The sequence below is a fragment of the Enterobacter sp. HK-058-C-ECC genome, assembly GCF_047531125.1.
Classification (GTDB): Bacteria; Pseudomonadota; Gammaproteobacteria; order Enterobacterales; family Enterobacteriaceae; genus Enterobacter; species Enterobacter quasiroggenkampii.
In genome coordinates this window covers 36095-46075 of record NZ_JBLKCH010000008.1, presented here as the reverse complement: position 1 = coordinate 46075, position 9981 = coordinate 36095, and the positions used below count along the sequence as shown (strand labels likewise).

General features: G+C 60.2%; 10 protein-coding genes. 8 read left to right on the top strand and 2 right to left on the bottom strand.

The window, feature by feature from the left end:
- The first annotated feature begins 8 nt into the window (after positions 1-8).
- The 6 genes from mdcC (at position 9) to mdcH (ending at position 4532) form a co-directional block, all read left to right on the top strand.
- Positions 9-308, top strand: a complete 300-nt coding sequence (mdcC, locus tag ACMWJS_RS16140; protein WP_023294711.1) for a malonate decarboxylase acyl carrier protein — start codon at positions 9-11, stop codon at positions 306-308.
- Positions 301-1134 carry a biotin-independent malonate decarboxylase subunit beta gene (locus ACMWJS_RS16135; RefSeq protein WP_021242213.1) on the top strand — a complete coding sequence of 278 codons (834 nt, stop codon included), beginning with the start codon at positions 301-303 and terminating at the stop codon, positions 1132-1134. The genes mdcC and ACMWJS_RS16135 overlap by 8 nt, the downstream gene beginning before the upstream one ends.
- Complete coding sequence (gene mdcE, locus ACMWJS_RS16130) at positions 1134-1934, top strand: biotin-independent malonate decarboxylase subunit gamma (protein ID WP_414747329.1); 801 nt, start codon at positions 1134-1136, stop codon at positions 1932-1934. The genes ACMWJS_RS16135 and mdcE overlap by 1 nt, the downstream gene beginning before the upstream one ends.
- 122 nt (positions 1935-2056) lie before the next feature.
- Positions 2057-3016, top strand: a complete 960-nt coding sequence (locus ACMWJS_RS16125; RefSeq protein ID WP_021242215.1) for an AEC family transporter — start codon at positions 2057-2059, stop codon at positions 3014-3016.
- Positions 3017-3018: 2 nt separating this feature from the next.
- The gene (locus ACMWJS_RS16120) at positions 3019-3636 is read left to right on the top strand and encodes a malonate decarboxylase holo-ACP synthase (protein ID WP_414747296.1); all 618 of its coding nucleotides are present in this window, start codon (positions 3019-3021) and stop codon (positions 3634-3636) included.
- Positions 3636-4532, top strand: coding sequence for a malonate decarboxylase subunit epsilon (gene mdcH, locus ACMWJS_RS16115; RefSeq protein ID WP_414747295.1), 897 nt, complete (start codon positions 3636-3638; stop codon positions 4530-4532). Before ACMWJS_RS16120 ends, mdcH begins: the two co-directional genes overlap by 1 nt.
- 93 nt (positions 4533-4625) lie before the next feature.
- Here the strand turns inward: mdcH and ACMWJS_RS16110 are convergent, their stop codons facing one another.
- On the bottom strand, positions 4626-5558 hold the full coding sequence (locus tag ACMWJS_RS16110; RefSeq protein WP_045909314.1) for a LysR family transcriptional regulator: 933 nt from the start codon (positions 5556-5558) through the stop codon (positions 4626-4628).
- Positions 5559-5573: 15 nt separating this feature from the next.
- Positions 5574-7478, bottom strand: coding sequence for an ABC transporter ATP-binding protein (locus ACMWJS_RS16105; RefSeq protein WP_136195929.1), 1905 nt, complete (start codon positions 7476-7478; stop codon positions 5574-5576).
- Positions 7479-7613: 135 nt separating this feature from the next.
- Here ACMWJS_RS16105 and kefG point away from each other — a divergent pair, with 135 nt between their 5' ends.
- A complete protein-coding gene (gene kefG, locus ACMWJS_RS16100; protein WP_021242220.1) occupies positions 7614-8168 on the top strand; it encodes a glutathione-regulated potassium-efflux system ancillary protein KefG in 555 nt (184 codons plus the stop codon).
- Positions 8168-9973, top strand: a complete 1806-nt coding sequence (gene kefB / locus ACMWJS_RS16095; RefSeq protein ID WP_262823591.1) for a glutathione-regulated potassium-efflux system protein KefB — start codon at positions 8168-8170, stop codon at positions 9971-9973. The genes kefG and kefB overlap by 1 nt, the downstream gene beginning before the upstream one ends.
- Positions 9974-9981 lie beyond the last annotated feature (8 nt).

Genomic DNA, 9981 nt, shown 5'->3' with positions numbered 1-9981 from the left:
AGGATGTTATGGAAAAAATCACATTGACCGTGCCAGCCAGCCGCACGTTAAGCGGCAGGGCGCTGGCAGGGGTAGTCGGTTCCGGGGATATGGAGGTGCTCTTCACCGCCGAACCGGGCCAGACGTTAACCATTGATATCACCACCTCCGTGGACAACAGCCGGGGGCGCTGGGAGGCGCTGTTCAACCGTCTGCAAACCGTCAGCAGCCTGCCCGCAGGGAAGCTGACCATCCACGACTTCGGCGCGACGCCGGGCGTGGCGCGCATTCGCATCGAACAGGTTTTTGAGGGGGTGAGCCATGCGTGATGACAGCAGCTTTATCGAACTGAAAGCGCGCCAGCGCGCGCAGGCCCTGCTCGATGAAGGCAGCTACCGCGAACTGCTGGATCCGTTTGAAGGCATTATCTCTCCGTGGCTTGGGCCACAGGGCATTGTGCCGCAGGCGGACGACGGCATGGTGGTGGCGAAGGGCACCATCAACGGCAAGCCTGCCGTCGTCGTGGCGATTGAAGGCGCGTTCCAGGGCGGCAGCATGGGCGAAGTGTCCGGCGCCAAAATGGCGGCGGCGCTGGAGCTGGCGGCGGAGGATAACCGCAACGGCATTCCGACTCAGGCGGTACTGTGCCTCGAAACCGGCGGCGTGCGTCTGCAGGAGGCGAACCTCGGCCTGGCGGCGATTGCCGATATTCACGCGGCGATTGTGGACCTGCGTCGCTACACGCCGGTTATTGGCATTGTGGCCGGAACCGTGGGCTGCTTCGGTGGGATGTCCATCGCGGCGGCGCTCTGCAGCTACCTGATCGTGACCCGCGAAGCGCGTCTTGGCCTCAACGGCCCGCAGGTTATCGAGCAGGAGGCGGGCATTGAGGAGTACGACTCCCGCGATCGTCCGTTTATCTGGAGCATGACCGGCGGTGAAGTGCGCTATCAAAGCGGGCTGGTGGATGCGCTCGTCGGCGACGGTATCAACGCGGTGAAACAGGCGATGAACGACGCGATTGCTAAAGGCGTTCCCGCGAAACATCGCACCGATAACTACGACGATTACCTGAACCGTCTGACGAATTTCGACACCCGCAAACAGGCTGATGCCGAACAGATTAACGCGCTTTTTGCCCGGGAGGTGAAATGATGAGTAACGCAATAAGCCGTGGCGAACGCTGGCTGGACATCCTCGCCCCGAACGCCAAACGTATCGAAGGGCTATGCCCGTCCGTGCAGGCGGCAGACGGCGAGCTGAACGGTGAAACGGTGCGCTTTGTCGCCGTGGTGCCGGATGCCAACAACCACTTCCCGCGCGCGGCGAAAGGAGAAGTGGGGCTGCTGGAAGGCTGGACCCTGGCGAAAGTGGTCAGCGAAACCGTAGCGGCTGATGCCGATAAAGCCGTGAAGCGCCCGATTGTGGCGGTGATCGACGTCCCAAGCCAGGCCTATGGCCGACGCGAAGAGGCGTTTGGGATTCATCAGGCGCTGGCCGGTGCGGCAGCAGCCTATGCGAATGCCCGCCTGGCCGGTCACCCGGTGATTGGGCTTATCGTCGGCAAGGCGATGTCCGGCGCGTTTCTGGCGCACGGCTACCAGGCCAACCGCCTGATCGCCTTTAACGACAAAGGCGTGCTGATCCATGCGATGGGCAAAGAGTCTGCGGCGCGCATTACGCTGCGTACCGTCGAGGCGCTGGAAAAACTGGCGGCGACCATTCCGCCAATGGCCTACGACATCAGCAACTACGCCACGCTGGGGCTGCTCTCTAACCTGCTGGATATCAGCAACCCGGATGCCCCCTCCGATAACGATCTGACGCTGGTGAAATCCACCCTGCAACAGGCCATCAGTGACGCTCGTCAGGACACCACGTTGAAAAACCGTCTGGGTGCTGACAATCGCCGCAGCTCGGCGCTCGTACGCGAACGTATGCGAGCCAGCTGGTAAGTAAAAAGAGACCTGCCAGATGCATCAACCCGTGGGCGCGTGACAGCGCCCCCGCGGCAACCTGCATCCTGAAAATAATAATCATCGCGCCAGTGCTAAAACTTTTTTACTACAGGTGATTTATGACTTACGTAATTGTTCATGCTCTTGCACCGATTTTCGTCATCATGCTGCTGGGATTCTGGGCCGGCAAGGCAAAGATGGTCGATAACAAAAATGTTTCCCTGCTTAATATCTTCGTAATGGATTTTGCACTCCCTGCCGCGCTGTTCAGCGCCACCGTGCAAACCCCGTGGACCGGTATCGTTGCCCAGTCGCCGCTGATCCTGGTGTTGACGCTGGCGATGTGGATCACCTATGCGGTCATCTACTTCCTCGCCACCGGCGTCTTTAAGAAATCGCCACAGGATGCGGCCGTGCTGACGCTCACCGTCGCGTTGCCCAACTATGCAGCGCTGGGTCTGCCGATTCTGGGCAGCGTGCTGGGCGAAGGTTCCTCTACGTCGCTCTCCGTCGCGGTCTCCATCGCCTGCGGTTCGGTGCTGATGACCCCCTTCTGCCTGCTCATTCTGGAGCGTGAAAAAGCGCGTGCTGAGGGCAATAGCTCCGGCTCAACGCTCTCAATGCTGCCGGTGCTGATGTGGCGCTCCATTAAAAAACCGATCGTGATGGGCCCGCTGCTGGGCGTGATTTTGTCCGCCATCGGCATCAAAATGCCGGAGCTGGTGCTGGCGGCGATCAAACCGCTGGGACTGTCCGCGACCGCTGCGGCGCTGTTCCTGACCGGGGTGATCCTTTCTGCCCGTAAGCTGCAGATTAATACCATGGTCATCACCTCCACGATCGCTAAGCTGCTGATTCAGCCAGCCATTGCCTGGGGTATCGTCTTGATTTTTGGTCTGCACGGCTCCGTGGCGATCACCGCTATCCTGATGATTGCGCTGTCTGCGGGCTTCTTCGGCGTTGTGTTCGGTAACCGCTTTGGCGTGCAGTCGCCGGATGCAGAAGCCGTGCTGCTGTTAAGCTCCGTCCTGTGTATCCTGTCGCTGCCGCTGTTTATCTCGCTAACTTCAGGAATGTAACCATGACCACCCCATTACGCCCGCACGACCTTATCTGGCTTACTGCCCGCGATGCGCTGGAAGGCATCACTGAATCCTGGGTGGAGGCCGCCTGGCATACCGGCCTGCCGGTGGTGGTGCGGCGTGATGTGGATAGCGAAGGCCGGATCCCCGTTGGCGTACGCGGTTTACGTCGCGACCAGCGGGCGGCCGGATGGGTGAAGCCCGAAAACGTGTTACGCGTGGTTTCACCGGAAGACCTGAGCGTTGCGGCCGAACTGCTGCGCTCGCCCTTTGTAACTCAGCCACCCGTTCAGGTGGCGCTTCAGCTTTCTCAGCAGGCGTGGCCGTGGACGTGGGGCATTACCGGCAGTACCGGCTACGCGCTGGCGACCGGTATCCCGGTGATCCATGCCGACAGCGATCTCGATCTGCTTATCCGCGCTCCGCTGCCGATCTCACCGGACGCCCTGACGATGTGGCAGTCCCAGCTAAGCCGTTCGCTGTGTCGTGCCGATACGCAGGTGGATACGCCCGAGGGCGGTTTCGCGCTGGCGGAGTGGCTGCGCGACGGCAAAACGCTGCTGAAAACCCGCCATGGACCGCGCCTGGTGGCGGATCCGTGGCGCAGGGAGGAGTGATGAAAATAGTGTTTACCTTTCCGGGGCAGGGCACGCAGCACGAAGGCATGCTGCAAAACCTGCCGGGAACGGAACTGGCTCAGGCGCGTGAGGTGCTGGGCACCGAAGTGGATACGCTGGATAGCGCAGACGCGTTAAGCCATACCCGCGCGGTTCAGCTTTGCCTGCTGATTGCAGGCGTGGCCTGGGCGCGCGAGCTGGAACGGCGCGGCGTGGCGCCGGATATCGTCAGCGGGCTGTCCATCGGCGCTTATCCGGCGGCGGTCATTGCAGGCGCGCTGGACTTCACGGATGCGCTGAAGCTGGTGGCGCTGCGTGGCGATCTGATGGAGCAGGCGTATCCACACGGCTACGGCCTGACGGCAATTATGGGGCTCACTCTGCCGCAGGTGGAAGACCTTATCCAGGGCACCGGGACCTACATTGCCAACCTGAATGCCGAAACGCAGATCGTGATTGCCGGAACCGATGAAGGGATGGCGGAGGCGGCGTCGCGCGCGCTGGCGAAAGGGGCGAGCAAGGCCAAACGGCTGGCGGTCAGCGTGCCGTCGCACTGCGAACTGCTGACAGCACCCGCGCAAAAGCTGGCAACGGCGTTTGAATCGGTCACGCTTTCACGCCCACGCAGCGCCTACCTGAGCGGCAGCACCGGGCGCGTGCTGTGGCAGCCGGAAAAGATCGCCGACGATCTGGCGATGAACATGGCGCGTACGGTGCGCTGGCAGGAGGCGATGATTTCAGCGAATGAACGCGAAGCCCGGCTGGCGATCGAGATGCCCCCCGGCGGCGTACTGACCTGCCTGACGCGTCAGGCGCCGTGGGAAGGAGAGACCATTTCGCTGGAGCGCAGCGGGGTTGATGTGGCGGTACATCTGGCGAAGCGACTCCGTGCGTGATGGCTTAGCCCGGTGGCGGCTGCGCCTTACCGGGCCTACAACTGCACGAACGTAGGCCGGGTAAGACGCGACGCGTCGTCACCCGGCACGACCTCAGGCTCCGTCCTGCAAACTGCGGGCATACATCCGCCCTTCGGCGGCCAGCGCCCGCAGGCTCGGATCCTGCTCGCGGTTGCGGGCAAAGACGATGGCGATCAGCTGTTGCATCTGGTACGGCTCGGCAAGCTTCAGGAGCTGCACGGAATTCTCATAGACCTTTTTCATCCTGCCCGGCATCAGCGTAAAGCCCACTCCCGCCTGCACCAGACTGAGCATTGAGAAAATGTCATTCACCCGGGTAACAATCTCCGGCTCGAACCCGGCGATATGAAACGCCTCCTGGAAGCCTGCATAGGTGGCGAACCCTTCCGCAAGAGAGACAAATTTCCGATCTTTATAGTCGCGCAGATCGGCCGGACCGCGGGTATTGAGTGTCGCGGAGGCCGGTGCGGCAAGGAAGATGTCGTCATGGAACAGGGGCAACACTTCGAGGCTGTTACGGTCGATATCGCTCTCGGAAATGGAGATAAGAATGGCGTCCAGCGAGCCTTCATCCAGCATGTGCAGCAGGGTTTCGTTGGAGCCCATCGTCAGATCCATTTCCAGATCCGGACGGCGCAGCTTCATGCCCATGATCAGGCGCGGCACGGTTTCCAGGGTGAGCGAGTAGAGCGTGCCCACGCGCAGCCGCCCCTGGCCGATCCCGGCAATTTTGCGCGACGCTTCCAGCCCGCGCTCCATCACCTGCATCACTTCCTGGCAATATTCCAGCAAGGTCCAGGCGGAAGGGAGAGCAATCAGGTTGCGCCCCTTATGGGTAAAGAGCGGGCAGCGCACGTTCTCTTCCAGCGTGTGCAGCGCACGGTGGACGCTGACGCCGCTCAGGCCCAAAGTTTCGGCGGTACGCGCGATATTCCCCTTCTCCATAAACGTCATGAAGATGCTGAGCTTGCGGAATGTAATCTCGCTCGTGTTATCGAAACTCATAGCCCTCCCGGTGGATCAGTCAGCCTGCAGCATCGCTTCCAGCTGTTCCTGCGCGTCGAGCCACGCCATCTCACACTCTTCAAGGCTGGATTTGGTTTTCGCCTGGGTTTGCAGGCAGTCCGTCAGTTCGGCTTTACGGCTCTGGTCATACAGCCCGCTGTCGCCGAGCTTCTCTTCAACAGCGGCAAGCGTGGCGTTGAGCTTTTCCATCTCTTTTTCGAGACGGGCAATCTCTTTACGCAGCGGCTGCGTCTGAGTGCGCAGCTCCGCTTCACGGCGCTTCTGGTCTTTACGTGCCTGCGCGCTGTTGGCGTTGTCTTTCGCCGACTCCTCCGGCTGGTTCTCCTGCTTCTGCACGTCCGTCAGCCACTGCTGGTAGTCTTCCAGATCGCCGTCGAACGGTTCGACTTTGCCATCGTGCACTAAGTAGAGATCGTCCGTGGTGGAGCGGATCAGGTGACGGTCGTGCGAAACCACCACCAGTGCGCCTTCGAACTCAATCAGCGCTTCGGTCAGCGCCTGACGCATATCGAGATCCAGGTGGTTGGTCGGTTCATCGAGCAGCAGCAGGTTCGGGCGCTGCCAGACAATCAGCGCCAGCACCAGACGGGCTTTTTCACCGCCCGAGAAACGCTCGGTGTTTTCGGTGACCTTATCGCCCTGGAAGCCGAAGCCGCCGAGGTAGTCGCGCAGCTTCTGCTCCATCTCCTGCGGCGCCAGACGCGCGAGATGCTGAATCGGGGATTCATCCGCGCGTAAAAATTCCAGCTGATGCTGGGCGAAGTAACCCAGCTTGATGCCCTTCGCCAGGCCGATTTCACCCTTGACCGGGTTAAGCTCGCCCGCCAGCAGTTTGATCAGCGTCGATTTACCGGCACCGTTGCGTCCCAGCAAACCAATACGTGAACCCGGCACCAGGTTGAGTTTGATGGAGTCGAGAATAATGCGGTCGGCATAGCCCGCGCTGACTTTTTCCATTTTCAGCAGCGGATTTGGCAGGCTTTCCGGGGCGCGGAAGCTGAAGTGGAACGGGTTGTCGACGTGCGCCGGGGCGATCATCTCCATGCGCTCCAGCATCTTGATGCGGCTCTGGGCCTGCTTTGCTTTTGACGCTTTGGCCTTGAAGCGATCCACAAAGCTCTGCAGGTGCGCCACGCGCTGCTGCTGGCTTTCGTACATGGACTGCTGCTGGGCAAGACGCGTCGCGCGCTGGCGCTCGAAGGAGCTGTAGTTGCCGGTGTACTCGAACATCGTTTGCTGTTCGATATGAATGATTTTATCCACCACCGGGTCGAGGAAGTCTCGGTCGTGGGAGATCAGAATCAGAGTGCCCTGATAGCTCTTGAGCCACTTCTCCAGCCAAATAACCGCATCGAGATCGAGGTGGTTAGTCGGTTCATCGAGCAGCAGCAGGTCAGAGCGGCAGATCAGCGCCTGCGCCAGATTGAGGCGCATGCGCCAGCCACCGGAGAAGTCGCTGACCGGGCGTTCCAGCTGTTCATTGCTGAAGCCCAGGCCGTGAAGCAGGCTGGAGGCGCGGGAGCGAATGGTCCACGCGTCAATGGCGTCCAGCTTGCCGTGAACGGTGGCGATGGCGTGACCGTCGTTGCGCTCGTTAGCGGCGTTAAGTTCCGCCTCGAGCTTACGGTATTCCCGGTCGCCGTCGATAACATAGTCGAGTGCCGGTTCGCTCAGGGCTGGTGTCTCCTGGTTCACCCAGGCGAGCTGCCAGTTCCCCGGGAAGGTGAAGTTACCGCCATCCGCGCTAATCTCGTTTTTCAGCAACGCCAGCAGCGTGGATTTACCACAGCCGTTTTTGCCGACCAGACCCACTTTTTGGCCTGGGTTGATGGTAGCAGTGGCGTTATCCAGCAGGACGCGCACGCCGCGACGAATTTGTAACGAGGAGAAAACAATCATAGAAGCGCCGTATGTTCCGACTATGTTAATTTGTCATTATGATAATGTAAGGTGTGGGCCATTTTCCGCACCGGGCCGCCATGGTAGCCCAAAACAACAACGATACACAAAAACAGAAACAAGACCGGGAGGGGAATGATGTCTCAGACAGCAAAAGTGCTGCTGCTGTATGCCCATCCGGAATCTCAGGACTCGGTGGCAAACCGGGTGCTGCTTAAGCCGGCCACACAGCTCAGTAACGTGACGGTGCACGATCTCTACGCGCACTATCCTGATTTCTTTATTGATATTCCTTACGAGCAGGAACTGCTGCGTCAGCATGACGTGATTGTGTTCCAGCATCCGCTTTATACCTACAGCTGTCCGGCGCTGCTCAAAGAGTGGCTGGACCGCGTGCTGAGCCGGGGTTTCTCCAGCGGGGTGGGGGGCAACCAGCTGGCGGGAAAGTACTGGCGTAGCGTGATTACGACCGGTGAACCCGAAAGCGCTTACCGCCACGACGGGCTGAACCGTTATCCGATGAGCGACATTCTGCGGCCTTTCGAGCTGACGGCGGCGATGTGCCGTATGCACTGGATGAGCCCGATTATTGTCTACTGGGCCCGACGTCAGGATCCGAAAGAACTGGCCAGCCACGCCAGAGCCTATGGTGAATGGCTGGCGTCACCGATTCCGGCAGGAGGTCGTTAATGGAAGGATCGAATTTGCTCCTCGCCGGGGTGCTGTTTTTATTTGCGGCCGTCGTCGCGGTGCCGCTTGCTGCGCGTATTGGTATCGGTGCAGTACTGGGGTATCTGCTGGCAGGGATCGCGATTGGCCCCTGGGGACTGGGATTCATCAGCGATGTAGATGAAATTCTTCACTTCTCCGAACTGGGCGTGGTCTTCCTGATGTTCATCATCGGCCTTGAGCTCAACCCTGCTAAATTGTGGCAGCTCCGACGCTCCATCTTTGGCGTGGGTGCCGCGCAGGTGGTGTTCAGCGCCGCGATTCTGGGTGGCCTGTTAATGCTGACGAATTTCTCCTGGCAGGCGGCGGTGATAGGCGGGATAGGCCTTGCGATGTCGTCGACGGCGATGGCCCTGCAGCTGATGCGCGACAAGGGGATGAACCGCAACGAAGCCGGTCAGCTGGGTTTTTCGGTGCTGCTGTTCCAGGATTTGGCGGTCATCCCGGCGCTGGCGCTGGTGCCGCTGCTGGCGGGCTCCGGCGACGACCACTTCGACTGGGCGAAAATCGCGATGAAGGTGCTGGCCTTCGCGGGGATGCTGATTGGCGGACGTTTCCTGTTACGTCCGGTGTTCCGCTTTATTGCCGCGTCCGGCGTGCGCGAGGTGTTTACCGCCGCGACGCTGCTGCTGGTGCTGGGGTCGGCATTGTTTATGGATGCGCTGGGGCTGTCGATGGCGCTCGGGACCTTTATCGCCGGGGTGCTGCTGGCGGAAAGTGAATACCGGCACGAACTGGAAATTGCCATCGATCCCTTTAAAGGGCTGCTGTTAGGCCTGTTCTTTATTTCGGTGGGGATGGCGCTCAACCTTGGCGTGCTCTATACCCATCTGCTGTGGGTTGTGGTGAGCGTGGCCATCCTGGTGGCGGTGAAAACGCTGGTGCTGTACGTCATGGCGCGCATTTACGGCTTGCGCAGTTCGGAACGCATGCAGTTTGCGAGCGTGTTGAGCCAGGGAGGCGAGTTCGCGTTTGTGCTGTTCTCTACCGCCTCGTCCCAGAAGCTGTTTAAAGACGATCAGATGGCGCTTTTGCTGGTGACGGTCACGCTGTCAATGATGACCACGCCGCTGTTGATGAAGTTGGTGGATAAACTGCTGTCGCGCCGCCTGAATCCGACAGACGATGAAGACGAAGCGCCGTGGGTGGAGGATGATAAGCCCCAGGTGATCGTGGTGGGTTTTGGCCGCTTTGGACAGGTGATCGGGCGTTTGCTGATGGCGAACAAAATGCGCATTACGGTGCTGGAGCGGGATATCAGCGCGGTCAACCTGATGCGCAAATACGGCTACAAGGTTTACTACGGCGATGCGACCCAGCTCGAGTTACTGCGCTCGGCGGGGGCAGAGGCGGCAGAGTCCATCGTCATTACCTGTAACGACCCGGAAGACACGATGAAGCTGGTGGATCTCTGCCAGCAGCATTTCCCGCATCTGCACATTCTGGCGCGTGCGCGGGGACGTGTTGAAGCTCACGAATTATTGCAGGCGGGTGTGAAACACTTCTCCCGTGAGACGTTTTCCAGTGCGCTGGAGCTGGGGCGCAAGGCGCTGATCTCGCTGGGCATGCATCCGCATCAGGCGCAGCGTGCTCAGATGCACTTCCGCCGGCTGGATATGCGGATGCTGCGCGAGCTGATGCCGGTACATACCGATACGGCGCAGATCTCCCGCGTGCGGGAAGCGCGTCGCGAGCTGGAGGAGATCTTCCAGCGCGAGATGCAGCAGGAACGACGCCAGCTCGATGGCTGGGATGAATTTGAATAAAGGGTAAC

Excerpts from the sequence above, each read along its gene's own strand:
- mdcE (WP_414747329.1), top strand. The coding sequence starts at position 1,134 with ATGAGTAACGCAATAAGCCGTGGCGAACGCTGGCTGGACATCCTCGCC.
- mdcC (WP_023294711.1), top strand. The coding sequence starts at position 9 with ATGGAAAAAATCACATTGACCGTGCCAGCCAGCCGCACGTTAAGCGGC.
- ACMWJS_RS16110 (WP_045909314.1), bottom strand. The coding sequence starts at position 5,558 with ATGAGTTTCGATAACACGAGCGAGATTACATTCCGCAAGCTCAGCATC.
- kefG (WP_021242220.1), top strand. The coding sequence starts at position 7,614 with ATGATGTCTCAGACAGCAAAAGTGCTGCTGCTGTATGCCCATCCGGAA.
- ACMWJS_RS16125 (WP_021242215.1), top strand. The coding sequence starts at position 2,057 with ATGACTTACGTAATTGTTCATGCTCTTGCACCGATTTTCGTCATCATG.
- kefB (WP_262823591.1), top strand. The coding sequence starts at position 8,168 with ATGGAAGGATCGAATTTGCTCCTCGCCGGGGTGCTGTTTTTATTTGCG.
- ACMWJS_RS16105 (WP_136195929.1), bottom strand. The coding sequence starts at position 7,478 with ATGATTGTTTTCTCCTCGTTACAAATTCGTCGCGGCGTGCGCGTCCTG.
- ACMWJS_RS16135 (WP_021242213.1), top strand. The coding sequence starts at position 301 with ATGCGTGATGACAGCAGCTTTATCGAACTGAAAGCGCGCCAGCGCGCG.
- mdcH (WP_414747295.1), top strand. The coding sequence starts at position 3,636 with ATGAAAATAGTGTTTACCTTTCCGGGGCAGGGCACGCAGCACGAAGGC.
- ACMWJS_RS16120 (WP_414747296.1), top strand. The coding sequence starts at position 3,019 with ATGACCACCCCATTACGCCCGCACGACCTTATCTGGCTTACTGCCCGC.